Annotated in this window: 16 protein-coding genes; 8 read left to right on the top strand and 8 right to left on the bottom strand. The window is 42.7% G+C overall.

Annotated features, from left to right (window positions below; all coding sequences use genetic code 11):
* Window positions 1-3: 3 nt before the first annotated feature.
* Window positions 4-873, bottom strand: coding sequence for an alpha/beta fold hydrolase (locus tag ACS72_RS03600; protein WP_048881250.1), 870 nt, complete (start codon window positions 871-873; stop codon window positions 4-6).
* A 116-nt stretch (window positions 874-989) separates the two neighbouring features.
* On the opposite strand from ACS72_RS03600, the gene ACS72_RS03595 reads away from it, so the two are divergent.
* Window positions 990-1,448 (top strand): hypothetical protein, encoded by a 459-nt coding sequence (locus ACS72_RS03595; RefSeq protein WP_048881249.1) that lies wholly within the window; start codon window positions 990-992, stop codon window positions 1,446-1,448.
* 109 nt (window positions 1,449-1,557) lie between these two features.
* Here ACS72_RS03595 and ACS72_RS03590 read toward each other — a convergent pair whose 3' ends face one another.
* Both ACS72_RS03590 and brnQ read right to left on the bottom strand, forming a co-directional pair.
* Entirely contained in the window at window positions 1,558-1,773 is a 216-nt protein-coding gene (locus ACS72_RS03590) for a hypothetical protein (protein ID WP_004893017.1), read from the bottom strand.
* Window positions 1,774-2,359: 586 nt separating this feature from the next.
* On the bottom strand, window positions 2,360-3,646 hold the full coding sequence (gene brnQ / locus ACS72_RS03585; protein ID WP_048881248.1) for a branched-chain amino acid transport system II carrier protein: 1,287 nt from the start codon (window positions 3,644-3,646) through the stop codon (window positions 2,360-2,362).
* 349 nt (window positions 3,647-3,995) lie between these two features.
* Here brnQ and map point away from each other — a divergent pair, with 349 nt between their 5' ends.
* Complete coding sequence (map, locus tag ACS72_RS03580; protein ID WP_048881247.1) at window positions 3,996-4,790, top strand: type I methionyl aminopeptidase; 795 nt, start codon at window positions 3,996-3,998, stop codon at window positions 4,788-4,790.
* A gap of 366 nt (window positions 4,791-5,156) precedes the next feature.
* Here the strand turns inward: map and ACS72_RS03575 are convergent, their stop codons facing one another.
* The 4 genes from ACS72_RS03575 to ACS72_RS03560 form a co-directional block, all read right to left on the bottom strand.
* On the bottom strand, window positions 5,157-6,056 hold the full coding sequence (locus ACS72_RS03575) for a LysR substrate-binding domain-containing protein (protein WP_048881246.1): 900 nt from the start codon (window positions 6,054-6,056) through the stop codon (window positions 5,157-5,159).
* A 92-nt stretch (window positions 6,057-6,148) separates the two neighbouring features.
* A complete protein-coding gene (locus ACS72_RS03570) occupies window positions 6,149-6,847 on the bottom strand; it encodes a Sir2 family NAD-dependent protein deacetylase (protein ID WP_048881245.1) in 699 nt (232 codons plus the stop codon).
* 17 nt (window positions 6,848-6,864) lie between these two features.
* Complete coding sequence (locus tag ACS72_RS03565) at window positions 6,865-7,794, bottom strand: alpha/beta fold hydrolase (protein WP_048881244.1); 930 nt, start codon at window positions 7,792-7,794, stop codon at window positions 6,865-6,867.
* 24 nt (window positions 7,795-7,818) lie between these two features.
* Window positions 7,819-8,370, bottom strand: coding sequence for a PadR family transcriptional regulator (locus ACS72_RS03560; protein ID WP_048881243.1), 552 nt, complete (start codon window positions 8,368-8,370; stop codon window positions 7,819-7,821).
* A gap of 168 nt (window positions 8,371-8,538) precedes the next feature.
* Between ACS72_RS03560 and ACS72_RS03555 the strand changes: the two genes are divergently transcribed.
* From ACS72_RS03555 to ACS72_RS03545, 3 genes are all read left to right on the top strand, one after another.
* Window positions 8,539-10,563 carry an NADPH-dependent 2,4-dienoyl-CoA reductase gene (locus tag ACS72_RS03555; protein ID WP_048881242.1) on the top strand — a complete coding sequence of 675 codons (2,025 nt, stop codon included), beginning with the start codon at window positions 8,539-8,541 and terminating at the stop codon, window positions 10,561-10,563.
* A 293-nt stretch (window positions 10,564-10,856) separates the two neighbouring features.
* Window positions 10,857-11,261: a nuclear transport factor 2 family protein gene (locus ACS72_RS03550; protein WP_048881241.1), complete on the top strand. Its 405-nt coding sequence runs from the start codon at window positions 10,857-10,859 to the stop codon at window positions 11,259-11,261.
* A gap of 74 nt (window positions 11,262-11,335) precedes the next feature.
* Window positions 11,336-12,484, top strand: a complete 1,149-nt coding sequence (locus ACS72_RS03545) for a YheT family hydrolase (RefSeq protein WP_048881240.1) — start codon at window positions 11,336-11,338, stop codon at window positions 12,482-12,484.
* A 25-nt stretch (window positions 12,485-12,509) separates the two neighbouring features.
* Here the strand turns inward: ACS72_RS03545 and ACS72_RS03540 are convergent, their stop codons facing one another.
* The gene (locus tag ACS72_RS03540; protein ID WP_048881239.1) at window positions 12,510-12,944 is read right to left on the bottom strand and encodes a hypothetical protein; all 435 of its coding nucleotides are present in this window, start codon (window positions 12,942-12,944) and stop codon (window positions 12,510-12,512) included.
* 227 nt (window positions 12,945-13,171) lie between these two features.
* Here ACS72_RS03540 and ACS72_RS03535 point away from each other — a divergent pair, with 227 nt between their 5' ends.
* The 3 genes from ACS72_RS03535 to eno all read left to right on the top strand — a co-directional run bounded on the left by ACS72_RS03535 (window position 13,172) and on the right by eno (window position 17,054).
* Entirely contained in the window at window positions 13,172-14,812 is a 1,641-nt protein-coding gene (locus ACS72_RS03535; protein ID WP_048881238.1) for a CTP synthase, read from the top strand.
* 30 nt (window positions 14,813-14,842) lie between these two features.
* Window positions 14,843-15,700, top strand: coding sequence for a 3-deoxy-8-phosphooctulonate synthase (gene kdsA / locus ACS72_RS03530; RefSeq protein ID WP_048881237.1), 858 nt, complete (start codon window positions 14,843-14,845; stop codon window positions 15,698-15,700).
* A gap of 64 nt (window positions 15,701-15,764) precedes the next feature.
* Entirely contained in the window at window positions 15,765-17,054 is a 1,290-nt protein-coding gene (eno, locus tag ACS72_RS03525) for a phosphopyruvate hydratase (protein ID WP_004815801.1), read from the top strand.
* Window positions 17,055-17,059 lie beyond the last annotated feature (5 nt).

The following is a 17,059-nucleotide window of genomic DNA, read 5'->3' as shown; positions in this document are numbered from 1 at the left end:
GTATTAGATTGAAGCCATTTCCTGTTCAATCACAGGCCATAAATTCTGATGGCTACGTTTAAACATCAACATATGACCAATGGCCTTATGTGCATAACTTTTAGGTTTGAGCTCAATCATCTGGGTTTTTGCGTTCGGGTATAAACGCAATAAATCTTTTACATTGGCTTCAGTGGCAATTTCATCATCCGATGACCAGATTGCAGTCACAGGGCAGGTGATCTGGTCATGATAATCATGTGATGGCGAAATTTTTTTACCAATCGCATTGATCACATAACCCGGCTTGCTACAGAACTGTGCCCATTGTTTAGCCACATCTTTAGGCAGGTTTTCCCCCATACCAATCTTGCTGGTCGGTCCATAACCCAGTGTAAAACGTGACAGTGGAAAAATTACATCAAACATCACAGGAGCGAGTAGTTTGGTTCGACCTTTTAAGCCTTTCACATGACCGGTTGAGCCAGATACAGCTATAACTTTGGCTACTTTGTCATAGTTCGGTACGATCCCGAGTAACTGCCCACCAGCACTATGACCGACCAGAATGACTTGTTCAGCTTTGGTTTTATCTCTCAAAGCATCAATCGCTGCAGGAATATCTAACTGTCCCCATTGCACGATACTGGCTTTAGATTTTTTTAAAGGACCATTTAAGGACTGACCAATACCGCGAAAGTCAAAACACAATACATCATAACCTTGTGCCTGCAGCCACACATTAAAACTGTGATAGAACTGTGCTGTAATTCCGGTCGCCGGGCAGATTAGTATAGGTAAAGCTTTTCGGCTAGCTGCATTGGTGGCGTAAAAACGTGCTGTCAATGGATAGCCATCCTTGCACTTAATGGTCAATGTTTCAAATTCGGACATGCGCTACACTATATTTTTGGGATCATTATCAAGAATTAATCTACACCTGTTCCGGGTAGGAGCGGTTTTAAAACATGACTAAAAAGTCAAAATAATGAACATAATGGAATTAGGATATGCAGCTAATCGAGCTTAGTCTGGCAGTTAAACTGGCAATTTTATTTAGTGGAATTTTCTTATGGGTAGGGATGTTGACAGGAGTGTGGAAATATCTGCAGATCCGCAATTCAGCCCAGTCACGGGCACATTATTATGTCGATATTGCCCATCGTAGCAGCTTGCTGTATGCACCAGCAGCACTAATTCTTGCGGTATTGGCTTATTATTCTCAATTTTCAGAGACTATAAATCTGATCTGTGTAGTATTGAATCTGGCTTTTTTCAGCTTCTCAATTGGGGCTTATATTCTGCATGGCATGCTAAAAGACACCACCAACCAATTCAAAAAACCGCATCAATTGGGCAAGGTTCAGTTACCGGGCATATTGATGACTTTGGCGATGATCGGGTTAATTGTGGCAGAGCTGGGTGGAACAGGAATTTTACTTTGGGGCGCAGCACACGGGCTGTTTTAGATTATTTTTATTCTGATTGGAAGGAGAAATACTTGAATTGGACTTTTCTTTTTCTTCTACCACATGGATGAGTGGCGAAGTCATCCATGTGGTTCAACATCAAGGTTGATTAGCGATATTTCTGGTCAATGACCACCCATAGGTAAAATGCAGCCGAGACGATCAGCGCATACGCTAAATACTCTGGCTTTAAATTGCCTTGAATTACGCAGTGAACGATTAAAGTCAACATCAGCGCAAAGGTGGTGCTTAGAAACACCACAAGGTTAGAATTGGCTTTAAGAGCGTCAATGAAGACTTGCTTTTTGAAATGTACTGATAACATCTCCATCCCTCCTATTTTTAGTGTTATTGATGTCCAAAACTGAGTGGATTGATCAGAATTGAACATACAGTTGTACTTCGAATACCAGAACTTTTCAATAGCTCCGGATGACTGTTCTGGTGAAATACAGCAACTTTAGTCGTAGAGCTATAAAAATTGTCAAAGTACAGCAATTTACCTGGACCATTTAAATGCTTAAATTAGGGTTTAAGGTAGTGCTGGGTGATAAAATTTAAATGGTACAAGCAGGAAAATGCAAATTTTACGCCACAATATGTAGTTTGGTCGGCAGAGAATGTAAGCACATGTATGCGGGATGCTGAAGAATTATAAAATTTGTTAGAATATTGATATAAGTAAATGAAATTGAATAATTTTGGAAATGATTAGGTTAGTTTAGCTAAACGAATGGTTAAATTGTGTATCAGCTAAATTTTTATCTACTTTTAACTGAGCGCTTGCTTAGCGATAATCATGCAGTGAATTGAACCAATAAATGTCCGTTTGGGTAAAACCTGACAATTATTGATCACGCTTAAATCGTATTCTGGGTAAAAAGACGATTTATTGACACTGCGCAGAAAGATTAGTTTCTGATACGGTCAATCAAAGCTGAAATCACGAGAACAATCAGGGCAGGGATAAGCCATGCCATGTTTTGCTCAGAAAGCGGCAAATTCTGAAGTGCAGCAGGTAAATCAAAACCGGCAACTTTAAGACCATCAAATATACCGAAAATAAATGCAACCAGTGTGGTGGGTGCAACAACTTGAGCAGGCTTTTTAAAGAAATGTCCACAGAAGCTCAGCAGGATCACTGCAATTGCAGGCGGATAAATCGCGCTCAGTACAGGCACAGAAACGGCAATCAGTTTGGTCAAGCCAAGGTTTGAAATCACCAGCGAGAAGCCAACCAGAACAAATACAAAGGCTTTGTACGGTAAACAGGTAATCGATGAGAAATATTCAGCACATGCACAGGTCAGCCCGATCGCAGTTACCATGCAGGCAACAAAGATCATGATTGCAAGGAAATAGGCACCCATATCACCAAAGGCATGTTGTACATAAGCATGCAGAATAATCGCACCATTGGCAGCATTTGGGGCAACTTCATGACTACCCAGACCCAATTTAAACAAGCTGAGGTAAACCAAGGTTAGGCCGATCCCGGAAATAATGGCAGCATTTACCGCATATTTGGTAATCAGCTTACGGTCAGTGACCCCACGAGAAGTAATTGCACGCACAATCACGATACCAAAGACCAAGGCACCCAAAGTATCCATGGTCAGATAACCATTGACGATGCCCTCAGTGACCGGGCTAGAAACATAATTACCAATCGCAGCAGGTGGGTTACTCGCAGGAATAAGAACTGCAGCCACACCTAAAATGACCAAGGCGATAATTTTCAATGGAGACAGGAAGTAACCCACAGTATCCAGAATTTTATTTGGATACAGTGAAACCAGTGTCACCACAGCAAAATAGATCACGCTATAGATCAACAGATTGCTTGGCTCATTGCCAAAATAAGAGGAGAAACCAATTTCATAGGAAACGGTTGCAGTACGTGGCGTTGCGAATAAAGGTCCAACAGTGAGATAACAAACTACGGTCAGTAAAAGACTTGCAGCTTTACCTAAAGGTGAACTTAAGATCTGGATTGAACCTTCAACACGAGACAGTGCCACGATGGTGATAACAGGCAGGCCAACTGCAGTAACCAGGAAACCTAGAGCAGCTAACCATACATGCTCACCGGCTTGTTGAGCCACAATCGGTGGAAAGATAATGTTGCCGGCACCGATGAACAGTGCAAAGGTCATAAAACCTAAGGCAACAATATCCCGAGTACGGAGACTTGTCATAGAGGGAGAATAAACGCAAAAAAGAAAGCGATTTTAAAGGAAATATGCTGATTTTTGGAGCACCTTTTGGCTTGAGCTTCGATGAATTTCTTTGAGTGATTTTCTGTTTAACTGATGGGTAGAAGTTTGGTTAAAATAAATTTATGAATTCAATCAAATAAATTTATAAATTATAAAAATCATCATAAATTATCAATATTTCTAAAAAATCCTGAATAGTTTTATTTGTTTAATCTATAAACAATACATGTTTTAAATATACATTTTCCGATCGCTGTTATTGAAGGAATTCACCGCATCTTTCAGAAAAAGGGTCTATAATTCAAGGATTGACCAAGAGGATGAACACATGAGAGCTTCGACGATAAGTCTTAAAACTGAACAGGATATCGAAAAACTTCGTATATCGGGCCGTCTGGCTGCTGAGGTTTTAGCAATGATCGGAGAGCATGTGAAGCCGGGTGTCACGACAGAATACCTGGATGACATCTGTAATGATTTTATTGTGAATAAACTCCAAGTTATTCCGGCGAATGTGGGGTATTACGGTTATACCAAGACTACCTGCATTTCACCCAATGAAGTGGTGTGTCATGGCATTCCATCAGCAACTACCGTATTAAAAGATGGCGATATCATCAATATCGATGTTGCGATTATTAAAGATGGCTATTTTGGTGATACTAGCCGAATGTACTATGTCGGTACGCCTTCGGCTGAAGCAAAAAAACTGGTTGAAACCACTTATGAAGCCATGGTTGCCGGGATTCATGCAGTAAAACCGGGTGCAACCTTGGGTGATATCGGTTATGCAATCCAGTCTGTGGCACATCGCGAAGGTTATAGTATCGTACGTGAATACTGTGGTCATGGTATCGGTAAGGTGTACCATGAACAGCCAAACATTCTGCACTATGGTCAACCGGGCCAGGGTCTGGTGCTAAAAAAAGGCATGGTATTCACTATTGAGCCAATGGTGAATCTGGGTAAAGCGCGTGTTAAAGAACTTAAAGATGGCTGGACAGTAGTAACTGCAGATAAATCGTTATCTGCGCAGTGGGAGCATATGGTTTATGTGACTGACACTGGCTTTGAATTGTTATCTCCATGGCCAGAAGGCACGGGCTTTTATCCTGCAATTTAAATAAAAGATAAATCTCTGATTATGAAAACACTGATTTTTAAAAAATCAGTGTTTTTTTTTAATTGTAAATGAGCATACACATACGTTTTCAAAACAATACAAAATACTACGACTTGCAGTGGTGCAAATGAGATTCATTCTCTATATTATATGAGTTAGATAGATAGGCTGTATCAATCTCTTTTATTTATTCTTGCTCATATAATTAACTGATTAAGAGCCAAGAGAACGATCTAAGCGATATATTTTTTGATTTACAGAGTAAATATTGTTACCCCTTAATGCTGTAGTGACTCTGACTAGCTCATCCTCCGTAGATGAGCTTTTTTTTACTTATTATTTTATTTTACTTAGATGCTCATTAATCTAATCATGATGCAGGTGCTCAACCAGATAATCGATAAAGACCCGAACAGCAGGTAACAAGCCACGACGTGACGGATAAACCATATGGAAAATACCATGAGCTGCTTTCCATTCCGGAAGTACACGTACCAGTTCACCACGTTCCACATATTGCTGCACGACGTTATCAGGTAACAGGGTAATACCACAGCCTGAAGTAGCCAGTTGTGCCAGCATGCTTAGATCGGAGCCCAGTACTGTTGGCATAACGCGGATCTTTTTCTGTTGTTGCATATTATTGTGTAATATCAAAAACTGTTCAGTATGTTCATCCGCCATGCTCAGGATTTTATGCTCGGACAATTCTTCCGGATTTTTCAGATGACCAAATTCATTCAGATAGCCTTGACTGGCAAATAGATGCTGTTCGATCTGGTCAAACTGACGGATTACCAGATTTGGATCATCATCCAGACTGGAACGGACGCGTAGGGCAATATCAAAACCTTCATTGATAATATCCACACGACGATTCGTGACCATCATCTGAATTTTGATTTCAGGATATTGTTTCAGGAATGCAGGGAGAATGCGCGCGATTTCGTTTTGTGCAATGGATACTGGCAGGCTGAGTTTAATAATGCCGCGTGGTTCAGTACTGAGATGATCGACCAGATCATGGGCGGCTTGGGCGGCACTGAGCATAACCTGGGCATGACGGTAAATATTCATACCGATATCGGTTACGGCAAAATGACGTGAGCTGCGTTGAATTAGCCGAACACCAAGACGTTCTTCCAGATTATAAACCCGGCGACTGAGTTTGGATTTAGGAATGTCAGTGGCGCGTTCTGCTGCACTAAAGCCACCATGTTCTACGACTTGAGCAAAACAATAAAAGTCATCTAGATCCGTCAGCATGAGTTCATTCCATATACGCAACAATAAGGTGATTAAAGAATTATTGTTGCAATGTGTCAATGCTGACTTTGTCTTTTTATTGACTATCTAGCTTAATTAAGCAGTTTATCTTTCAGATATTGCATGCCTTGGGTAGCAGTCATGGCAATTTTCTCAAACTGAGGAGGTAAGTGCTGCTGATTGGCTTTAGGATCAATATAGTAAGCGCTGCAATTCAATGGAATCTCATGAATCAAGCCAGCAACCGGATAAACCTGCAAGCTGGTGCCAATCACAATAAAAATATCAGTATCCTGCACACAGTCCTGTGCTTCTGCATAAGCAGGTACAGCTTCGCCAAACCACACGACATGCGGACGCAGCGGATAGCCATCCGTACAAAGGTGTTTATTAAGATCCAGTTCAGCTCCATCAATCGGATAAAACTCGGTGGTGTATTGCGCCTTCGGTCCAGATGTTTTTGCCATCCGGATATTGCCGTGCAGGTGAATGACTTTTGAACTTCCAGCACGTTCATGCAGATAATCAATATTCTGGGTAATCACATGTATGTCATAAGCAACTTCCAGTTCAGCAATCAGTTGATGCGCAGCATTGGGTTGTGCAGCCAGAATCTTTTTGCGCCGTTCATTATAGAAGCGCTGTACCAGTTCAGGATCACGTCGCCATGCTTCTGGTGTTGCCACATCTTCTACGCGATGCTGTTCCCAAAGACCATCACTGTCGCGGAAGGTATTGATTCCGCTTTCAGCACTCATACCTGCACCAGAAAAGACCACCAGTTTTTTCATCTTGTTTCTTTTCTCCTTTAAGCTGCATGATTGTTATGTTTGGTACTGGCTTTTAAGAATACCGCGATTTCCTTGCTAAATTTTACCGGTTCAGTCAAAAGTGGAGTATGCCCGGATTTTTCGAAACGTACCTGTTTGGCATGTGGAATACTTTGGGCAACCAGGGTTTGACCTTCAACTGGATAAAGTTTGGATTGTGAGCCGCTAAGGAAAGTCACCGGGCATTTTAGTTTTTGAATCGCCGCACGGTAATCTTCTCGATGGTAAAGATAATTATTGATATACCAGGCCATATAGTCGACCCGGTTTGATGGTAATAGCAGACTTTGCAGGCGTGGCTGATTCAGAATCCATTCAATGGCTTTCAGGCTGTATTTATTGTTATTTTGCAAGCCAATAAACTGCAGCCAAAGTTTGGCAATCTGATGACGAGTGTTACTGTCCAGATCCTTAATGTATTTTACATCCTGATGTGGTGCCAATAATTCTGAAATCTGGGTCAGAATAGAAATAAATACCGGATGATGTTCACCGAACAGACCATAGCCCCAACTGTCATCTACCGGGATTTTTGGGGTCTGGTCAATATGCAGATAAGCAGTGATATGCTCGGCGAAATTCGCATAGTGCATACCATGCATGGCCGTAGTGGCACCCATGGAATATGCAATTACCATCACCTTATCAAGATGTAATTGCTGGATTACCGATTGCACATCCAGCCAGTGACTGGAAATTGCATTCATATCTGGAATCTTGCAATTACTGGAAGCCCCAAAACCGCGCCACTCCGGAATAATAAATCTGAACTGATGCCGATGCGGATAGAGGAAAGCCGCCCATTGCCAGCTCAACATCCCCAGGCCGGACAACACCACTACCGGCTGACCCTGTCCATATTCGCGTACAAAAAGCATTTCGCCATCGGGCATTTTGTAATATGACATCGACTGAGTCCTTATTTTTATATGCTAGCCAGCAGCTGCATTATTAAATTGTTTTAATTTTGGAATCATGATTTCTAACCAGCTAATCCAGCCTACTTCCAGATCGATACCCAGTTGCAGAATCATTTTATGAATATACAGTGTGCGGTTATTTTCGTCAGCTGTTGCAAAATCTTTGGCAAAAATCTGTCGGTAAATATTCAGTTTTTCCCGGTGCAACTCTAGGTGCCTTTCCAGTTCTGGCAAGATAGTATTGCTGCCCATTTGGGCTTCAGCACGTAAGCGTACCATTAGTTCTTCACGCAGTTGAGCCGGTGGACTTTGTTCCAGCATCCAGTTGGTCAGTTCTTCACGTCCTGGACGTTCTACCTGATAAGTCTTTTTACGTGAACCGCTGTCTTCATCTTCTATGGTGGAGATCCAGCCTTTTTGTAACATGGCATTCAGTTCACGATAGATCTGCTGATGGGTGGCATTCCAGAAAAAGCCCATCGAACGGTCAAAGCGGCGTCCTAACTCAATACCGGTACTTGGTTTTTCCAGTAAACTGGTCAATAGAACATGCGATAAAGACATAAACGTCTCAAGAAAAATGACTCGGGATTATTATGCAACATGTTGCATAAAAATCAATTCTGAACTATAAATTAATGCAACAAGTTGCATAAAAGCTGATGACTGAGGGGAATTTCACATCAGCCGATATAAAAAATAGCCAGCTGACAGGCACGCTAAGGAGTCGAAATGTCAAAGTATCCGCATTTACTTGCCCCATTAGATCTGGGCTTTACCACATTAAAAAACCGGGTTCTGATGGGTTCTATGCACGTCGGGTTGGAGGAAGCCCCGGGTGGTTATGATCGTATGGCGGCATTCTATGCTGAACGTGCCAAAGGGGGTGTGGCCCTGATTGTGACTGGTGGCATTTCGCCAAATGATCACGGTGTGACTTTCCAAGGTGGCTCTAAGCTCGATACGATAGAAGAAGCTGAGAAGCACAAGGTAATTACTCAAGCAGTGCATGAAGCTGGCGGCAAGATCGCCATGCAGATTTTGCATACCGGACGTTATTCCTATCAGGCTGAAAATGTCGCGCCGTCTGCGATTCAGGCGCCAATCAATCCGGTCAAACCACATGCCCTAACTTCGAGTGAAGTCCAGCAGACTATTGATGATTTTGCCAACTGTGCACGCTTAGCCCAATATGCCGGTTATGACGGTGTGGAAATCATGGGATCGGAAGGCTATCTGATCAATGAATTTATTGCCGCGCGTACCAACCACCGTGATGACGAGTGGGGTGGCAGTTATGAAAACCGTATCCGTTTCCCGATTGAAATTGTGCGCCGGACCCGTGAAAGCGTAGGTGAGAACTTTATTATCATCTATCGTCTGTCGATGCTGGATCTGGTCGAAGGTGGTTCAACGCTAGAAGAAGTGATTCAGCTGGCACAGGAAATCGAAAAAGCAGGTGCAACAATTATCAATACAGGGATTGGCTGGCATGAAGCGCGTATTCCAACCATTGCGACCAAAGTGCCACGTGCAGCTTTTACCTGGGTAACTGAAAAGCTAAAAGGTTCAGTCAAAGTTCCTTTAATTACCTCAAATCGTATCAATACTCCAGAAATGGCAGAATATGTCCTGGCTGCCGGTCATGCGGATATGGTTTCCATGGCGCGGCCGATGCTGGCGGATGCCGAATTTGTCGTGAAAGCCGAGCAGGGCCGTAGTGATGAAATCAATACTTGTATTGGCTGTAACCAGGCCTGTTTGGATCATATTTTCTCGATGAAAATTGCGACCTGTCTGGTCAATCCGCGCGCCTGCTATGAAACTGAACTGATTTTCAAAGAAGTGTCTACACCAAAAAATATAGCAGTAATTGGTGCGGGTCCAGCTGGTTTAAGTTTCGCGATTTATGCTGCAGGTCGTGGTCATCATGTCACTGTTTTCGAGGCATCCAATCAGATTGGCGGTCAGTTTAATATTGCCAAAACTGTTCCGGGCAAAGAAGAATTCTACGAAACCATTCGTTACTTTAAACGCCAGATCGAATTGCAACCCCGTATTCAGCTCAAACTGAATCATACAGCGACTTTTGAGCAGCTGCTGTCTTCAGAATTTGATGAAATCGTCGTAGCGACTGGGGTGAATCCACGTCAGCTGGATATTCCAGGCATTAATCATCCAAAAGTGCTGTCTTATCTGGATGTGCTAAAAGAGCGTAAGCCTGTGGGTCAGCATGTTGCCATTATTGGTGCAGGCGGTATTGGTTTTGATACCGCGGAATATTTAAGCCATGAAGGTGAAAGTGGCAGCGTCAATCCGCAGAAATTCTATGATGAATGGGGAATCGATACCGATTATGACAATGTCGGTGGTTTAAAACAGCCAAGTGTAGAACAGCCAAGTCGTGAAATTTACTTGATGCAGCGTAAAGCAAAATCCGTGGGCGCAGATCTGGGCAAAACAACCGGATGGATTCATCGTGCAGGTCTGAAACACCGCCACGTAAAAATGATCCCTGGTGTCAGCTATGAAAAAGTGGATGATCAGGGCTTGCATATTACAGTCAACGGTCAGCCAACGTTGCTTGAAGTAGATAATGTCATCATCTGTGCAGGTCAGGAATCTTATACTGCAATGTTTGATGAACTGAAACAGTCAGGTAAAAATGTACATCTGATCGGAGGGGCTAAAGAAGCCGGTGAACTGGATGCCAAGCGCGCGATTCGTCAAGGTGCTGAATTGGCAGCAGTGATTTAATAGCTTTCAAGTCCTCTCTTGCGCTTTGAGTCAAAGCTCAGGGAGAGGATTTAGGAGAGGGTAAGTGAATTCTTTACCTCTCCCTGACCCTCTCCTTAAAGGAGAGGGAACTACTTTTAAATAAAATGCTTAAGGAAGTCCCCCTTTGAAAAAGGGGGATTTAAGGGGATTGAAAATATGAAAAATCCCTTCCAACCTTCCTTTCTTGCGCTTCATTTTAAAGCACTGCTTTAAAACTTGCTCAGGGAGGAGCTCTAAATTAAAAAATACGAATAACAAAAAAGGACCCAAAAATGACTCTACAAACCACCAAAGCTTCACTCGCATTCTGGCACGAAATGTTGGAAAGCCGTGACATGAATATTCTGAATGAACTGCTGGCAGATGAAGTGGTATTTCGTTCACCAGTGGCATTTAATCCATACTCAGGTAAGCCTGTAGTCTTTTTTATTCTGGCTAATGTGATTCAGGTCTTCGAGAACTTTACGTATCACCGTACTTTCTATTCAGAAGACGGTAACCATGTTGTACTTGAGTTTTCTGCCAATGTGGGGGATAAGAAATTAAAGGGTATCGATATGATTCAGTTCAATGATGAAGGCAAAATTATCGACTTTGAAGTGATGATTCGACCGAAGTCAGGTCTTGAAGCGGTTGCTGCACAAATGGGACAGCGGATGATGGCCTTCCAAAACTAGTCTGATTCAGGAGCCATCATATAACCCGGCATGAAATTTGTAAGTTACTGAAGGACAACTGGATGGAAAGACAAATGAAAATGTTGATAAAAAAAGTAGTTCAGCTTTCAGGTGAATATTTGGACCGTGTGATTGGTGCGGACACGCCTACTTTATATTACAACCCAAATGGCGTATTTCAGAACCTGATTGATCATTTACCACAATTAAAGCAAAAATACCGTCCTACACCGTGGCTATGCAATGCGCATGCCCATATTCTGTATTTTGACTTGATCAAAAAGAAAACTATCAAACTAAAATATGATGCAATTGAGCAGCTGAACATGTCTGATGGCGGAATCACTGGTATTGCCTGGTATGGACTCGACCTGCCAGTAGATACGCCAACGATTGTTTTACTACATACCATTACCGGTTCACCAGAATCAATGGGTGAGCTGGTCAGAGATCTGCATCTGCACACGGGTTGGCGAGTGGCATTATGTTTACGCCGTGGTCATGCCAATTTACCGATGCCTGTTCCAAAAATGAACCTGTTTGGCTCCACTCAAGATTTACGTGAACAGTTACTTTATATTCAGGATAAATTCCCGCAATCCGAACTATATGGTGTAGGTTCTTCCGCTGGAACAGGTTTGTTGGTGCGCTATCTGGGAGAAGAGGGTGAGCAAACCCCACTCAAAGCAGCTTTTGCACTGTGTCCGGGCTATAACACTGAAAGTGGTTTTGCTTATGTGCATCCATTTTATAGCAAGGTTATGGCTAAAAAATTACTGAAAAAATTTATTCATCCTTATCAGGACACCTGGAAAAATATACCTTCCTGGGAGCAGATTCTTTCCGTTCAAAATCTGGCCGATTTTGAGAAGCTGTATTTTCAGTTGGCTGGCTATGAAGACTATGAAACCTATACCAAGGCCACGAACCCAATTTATGTCTTTGAAAATGTCAAAATCCCATTGATGATTCTGAATGCAGAAGACGACCCAGTCTGTCATATTAACAATCTGCATCCATATAAAGACCGTATCCGTGCCATGCCGAATATTATTGTAGTTACTACGAAAAGGGGCAGTCATTGCGGTTTTTATCAGGGCTTAACCAGAACTGAATCATGGGCTACTCGTCTTATGGCACAGTATCTGAAGCAGCTTTCTATGGCCGCGGCAGAAATAGAAGAAGCAGAACCTGAATACGTAGCATTAAAAAACCCAGCATAAGCTGGGTTTTTTAACTGAAAAATAATCAGTTTTCAAGTGCTGGCGTAGCAGCTGCAATGGCTTCTGCCACAGCATCATCCTCTGACTGTTCTGCACCTGAATTGATTTTAGGCTTGTATTCAGTCTCAGAATCCTGGGTGTTTGGTGCTTGAGCAGGTTGTGATGCTGCCGGTGCTGTAGCAGGAGTACTTTGAGCAGGTCGAGTTTCACGACGAATTTCAGTTGTGGTATTCGGCGTTTCTTCACGAATCACTTCAACTGTTTCAGGAATTTCTTCAATTAAAGGCTGATCTTGTTCTGCTGGTTCCAGTGTTTCGAAATTCGGCTGTTCTACTGGGGTTGCTTCCGATGCTGCAGCAACTTCAGTCTGTTCCTCTTCCTTTGGAGCTTCTTTCTTTACACATGCAGTAAGTAAAAGTCCGGTTGCAAGCGCGCCACAGATTAAAAGTTTCTTATTCATCATTACTTCATAGGTAAATGTAGAGGGGATTACAATATTATAGCAGTAAATTAGCAGATAGAAATGATCTGAACTTACTCTAATTTTTTATCGGAAATGCTGCTAGAATAGTCAATTGTTTATTGTTCTTTGAATTGATGCGGATTGACTTTGCTTTCTAGGTGCAAGGTAAAGTAAAATTGCGCAACATTGCAGGCCTATTTAGGCTCGATTGTACGAGAAACCCAATGACCCATTTTATTTTCGTTACTGGTGGTGTTGTATCATCACTAGGTAAAGGTATTTCAGCTGCTTCTGTTGCTGCACTTTTAGAAGCCCGTGGTTTAAAAGTGACCATGGTAAAAATGGATCCATACATTAATGTCGATCCGGGGACCATGAGCCCATTCCAACATGGTGAAGTTTTTGTTACAGAAGACGGTGCTGAAACAGACTTAGACTTGGGTTACTACGAACGTTTCTTACGTCGTGCGAAAATGACCAAACTGAATAACTTCACATCAGGTCGTGTTTACCAGGATGTTCTGAATAAAGAACGCCGTGGTGACTACCTGGGTGGTACTGTGCAAGTTATTCCACATATTACTGATAATATTAAAGAACGTGTACTTCGCGCCGGTGAAGGTTATGACGTTGCGATCGTTGAGATCGGCGGTACAGTAGGTGACATTGAATCTCTCCCATTCATGGAATCTGTACGTCAGTTAATGGTTGAACTTGGTCACAAGCGCACGATGCTTATGCACTTAACGTTACTCCCATACATTAAGTCTGCAGCAGAATTAAAAACCAAACCAACACAGCACTCTGTTAAAGAACTTCTGTCGATTGGTATTCAGCCAGACATTCTGATCTGTCGTACTGAACACGATGTTGATGCAGATACTACGCGTAAAATTGCACTGTTCACTAACGTTGAAGCACGTGCAGTTGTCGTATGTAAAGATGCGCGTACGATTTATCAGATCCCACGTACTTTCTATGAACAAAATGTTGACGATTTAATCTGTGAACGTTTTGGTTATAACGACCTTCCTGAAGCTGACTTAACAGATTGGGATAACGTTGTAGAAGCTTTACTGAATCCTGAATACACTGTACGTGTAGCAATGGTCGGTAAATACGTTGAACTTCCAGATGCATATAAATCTGTGAATGAGGCACTTTTACACGCAGGGATTCAAAACCGCGTTAAAGTTCAGATCGACTATGTGAATGCTGAAGAGCTTGAAAGTCAGGATGTAAACGAAGTATTAAAAGATGCTGACGCTATCCTGGTTCCAGGTGGTTTCGGTGAACGTGGTACTGAAGGCAAGATGCAGGCAATCAAATACGCCCGTGAAAATGGCGTACCGTTCCTGGGTATCTGCTTGGGTATGCAGCTTGCGGTAATTGAATATGCACGTAACGTGGCTGGTATTGCTGACGCAACCTCGACTGAATTCAACCGTTCAACTAAATCTCCATTGATTGGTCTGATCACTGAATGGTTAGATGAGCGTGGTGAAGTGCAACAGCGTTCTGTAGATTCTGACCTTGGCGGTACCATGCGTCTAGGTGCACAGAAGTCTGAACTGGTACCAGGGACCAAGACTGCTGCTGTGTACGGTTCTGATGAAATCATCGAACGTCACCGTCACCGTTACGAAATGAACAACCGTTATATCCCAGTGCTGGAAGAGAAAGGCATGAAGATTTCTGGTTATTCACCGATCCAGCATTTAGTAGAAACTGTTGAAATTTCTGAACATCCTTGGTTTATTGCGGTACAATTCCACCCGGAATTTACAAGTTCACCACGTGATGGTCATCCATTATTTGCTGGCTTCATCGACGCTGCAAAAAAACAGCATCAAAAAGCACAATAATTGGTGTCAGGACACAACTAGGAAGTTTAAATGTCGCAATTAAAACCACAAGAGATTGTACGTTTAGGCAATATACAAATGGCAAATCATTTGCCATTTGTACTATTCGGCGGGATGAACGTACTCGAGTCCAAAGACCTGGCTTTTGAAATTGCAGAAACTTATGTAGATATCTGTAAACGTTTGGGAATCCCATACGTATTCAAGGCAAGTTTTGATAAAGCCAACCGTTCAAGTTTGAACTCTTTCCGTGGCCCAGGTCTGGAAAAAGGGATCGAGTGGTTAGCGGACATAAAAAAACACTTTAATGTGCCGATCATTACCGATGTACATGAGCCGTATCAAGCGGCTCCTGTGGCAGAGGTTGCCGACATTATTCAGTTGCCAGCTTTCTTAAGTCGTCAGACTGATCTGGTTGAAGCAATGGCAAAAACTGATGCTATTATCAACATCAAGAAAGCGCAGTTCCTTGCTCCACATGAAATGCGCCACATTCTGCACAAGTGTCTGGAAGCCGGGAATGACAAACTGATTCTTTGTGAACGTGGTTCAGCATTTGGCTATAACAATCTGGTTGTAGACATGCTGGGCTTCGACATCATGAAGGAAATGAATGTACCGGTGTTCTTTGATGTTACCCATGCGCTGCAAACTCCTGGCGGTCGTGCTGACTCTGCTGGTGGTCGTCGTGCCCAGATCACGACACTTGCACGGGCAGGTATGGCAACAGGTCTTGCAGGCCTGTTCCTGGAAGCACATCCGGATCCGGAAAAAGCCAAGTGCGATGGTCCTTGCGCATTGCGCCTGTCACAGCTTGAGCCTTTCCTGGCGCAGCTGAAAGAATTAGATACCTTGGTCAAAGGTTTCGCAAAGCTAGATACACATTAATTCAATACACATTGATGCGTCTTTTTTGACGCATCATTTTTATTAATCAACTGAGGAATAGTTCATGAGTCAAATCGTTGACATTCGTGCACGTGAAATTTTGGACTCTCGTGGTAATCCAACCATCGAAGCAGACGTTATCTTAGCATCTGGCGTAGTTGGCCGTGCATGTGCACCATCTGGTGCTTCAACTGGTTCTCGTGAAGCTTTAGAACTTCGTGATGGCGACAAGGCACGTTACCTGGGTAAAGGTGTTAAAACTGCGGTTAACAACGTAAACACTTTGATCCGTGAAGCTTTGGTTGGTAAATCAGTATTTGAACAAAAAGACATCGATAACACGATGATCGCTTTAGATGGTACTGAAAACAAAGAAAAACTAGGTGCAAACGCAACTCTGGCAGTTTCGCTTGCTGCTGCACGTGCTGCGGCTGAAGAAAAGAAAATCCCACTTTTCCAATACATCGCAAACCTTCGTAACAACAGCATTCTGACAATGCCTGTTCCAATGATGAACATCCTGAATGGTGGTTCACATGCGGACAACAACGTTGACATTCAAGAGTTCATGATTGAGCCTGTAGGTTTCACTTCATTCTCTGAAGCACTTCGCGCTGGCGCTGAAATCTTCCATTCACTTAAATCAGTACTTAAAAAACAGGGTTTAAATACTGCTGTTGGTGATGAAGGTGGTTTTGCTCCGAACTTACGTTCAAACGAAGAAGCGATCACTGTTATTCTTGAAGCAATTGAAAAAACTGGCTACAAAGCTGGTTCTGACATCATGCTTGCGCTTGACTGTGCGTCTTCAGAATTCTACAAAGATGGTCAGTACATTCTTGCAGGTGAAGGCAATAAAGCATTCACAAGCAACCAATTCTCTGACTACCTTGCAGGTCTGGTAAATCAGTACCCGATTATCTCGATTGAAGATGGTCTAGATGAATCTGACTGGGAAGGCTGGTCTTACCTGACTTCGATTCTGGGTGACAAGATCCAGCTGGTTGGTGATGACCTGTTCGTTACGAATCCTAAGATTCTGCAACGTGGTATCAATGAGAAAGTAGGTAACTCTATTCTAATCAAGTACAACCAGATCGGTACTTTGACTGAAACTTTAGATGCAATCTACCTTGCAAAAGCAAACGGTTACTCTACTGTAATTTCTCACCGTTCAGGTGAAACTGAAGATTCAACTATTGCGGATCTTGCAGTTGGTACAGCAGCAGGTCAAATCAAGACTGGTTCACTTTGCCGTTCTGACCGTGTAGCGAAATATAATCAATTACTTCGTATCGAAGAATTGACTAATGCTGCATATCGCGGTAAAGCTGAATTCAAAGGTTTGAACTAAGCGAT

The sequence above is a fragment of the Acinetobacter sp. VT 511 genome (assembly GCF_001077515.1).
Lineage (GTDB): Bacteria > Pseudomonadota > Gammaproteobacteria > Pseudomonadales > Moraxellaceae > Acinetobacter > Acinetobacter schindleri.
The sequence above is the reverse complement of the archived record's forward strand: the minus strand, read 5'-3'. Positions and strand labels throughout refer to the sequence as shown.

What these genes read in the sequence shown, in the direction of transcription:
- map (WP_048881247.1), top strand. Translation starts at nt 3,996, where the DNA reads ATGAGAGCTTCGACGATAAGTCTTAAAACTGAACAGGATATCGAAAAA.
- ACS72_RS03565 (WP_048881244.1), bottom strand. Translation starts at nt 7,794, where the DNA reads ATGTCATATTACAAAATGCCCGATGGCGAAATGCTTTTTGTACGCGAA.
- ACS72_RS03575 (WP_048881246.1), bottom strand. Translation starts at nt 6,056, where the DNA reads ATGCTGACGGATCTAGATGACTTTTATTGTTTTGCTCAAGTCGTAGAA.
- ACS72_RS03590 (WP_004893017.1), bottom strand. Translation starts at nt 1,773, where the DNA reads ATGTTATCAGTACATTTCAAAAAGCAAGTCTTCATTGACGCTCTTAAA.
- ACS72_RS03535 (WP_048881238.1), top strand. Translation starts at nt 13,172, where the DNA reads ATGACCCATTTTATTTTCGTTACTGGTGGTGTTGTATCATCACTAGGT.
- ACS72_RS03595 (WP_048881249.1), top strand. Translation starts at nt 990, where the DNA reads ATGCAGCTAATCGAGCTTAGTCTGGCAGTTAAACTGGCAATTTTATTT.
- ACS72_RS03555 (WP_048881242.1), top strand. Translation starts at nt 8,539, where the DNA reads ATGTCAAAGTATCCGCATTTACTTGCCCCATTAGATCTGGGCTTTACC.
- ACS72_RS03600 (WP_048881250.1), bottom strand. Translation starts at nt 873, where the DNA reads ATGTCCGAATTTGAAACATTGACCATTAAGTGCAAGGATGGCTATCCA.
- ACS72_RS03560 (WP_048881243.1), bottom strand. Translation starts at nt 8,370, where the DNA reads ATGTCTTTATCGCATGTTCTATTGACCAGTTTACTGGAAAAACCAAGT.
- ACS72_RS03545 (WP_048881240.1), top strand. Translation starts at nt 11,336, where the DNA reads ATGAAAATGTTGATAAAAAAAGTAGTTCAGCTTTCAGGTGAATATTTG.
- brnQ (WP_048881248.1), bottom strand. Translation starts at nt 3,646, where the DNA reads ATGACAAGTCTCCGTACTCGGGATATTGTTGCCTTAGGTTTTATGACC.
- ACS72_RS03540 (WP_048881239.1), bottom strand. Translation starts at nt 12,944, where the DNA reads ATGAATAAGAAACTTTTAATCTGTGGCGCGCTTGCAACCGGACTTTTA.
- kdsA (WP_048881237.1), top strand. Translation starts at nt 14,843, where the DNA reads ATGTCGCAATTAAAACCACAAGAGATTGTACGTTTAGGCAATATACAA.
- ACS72_RS03550 (WP_048881241.1), top strand. Translation starts at nt 10,857, where the DNA reads ATGACTCTACAAACCACCAAAGCTTCACTCGCATTCTGGCACGAAATG.
- ACS72_RS03570 (WP_048881245.1), bottom strand. Translation starts at nt 6,847, where the DNA reads ATGAAAAAACTGGTGGTCTTTTCTGGTGCAGGTATGAGTGCTGAAAGC.
- eno (WP_004815801.1), top strand. Translation starts at nt 15,765, where the DNA reads ATGAGTCAAATCGTTGACATTCGTGCACGTGAAATTTTGGACTCTCGT.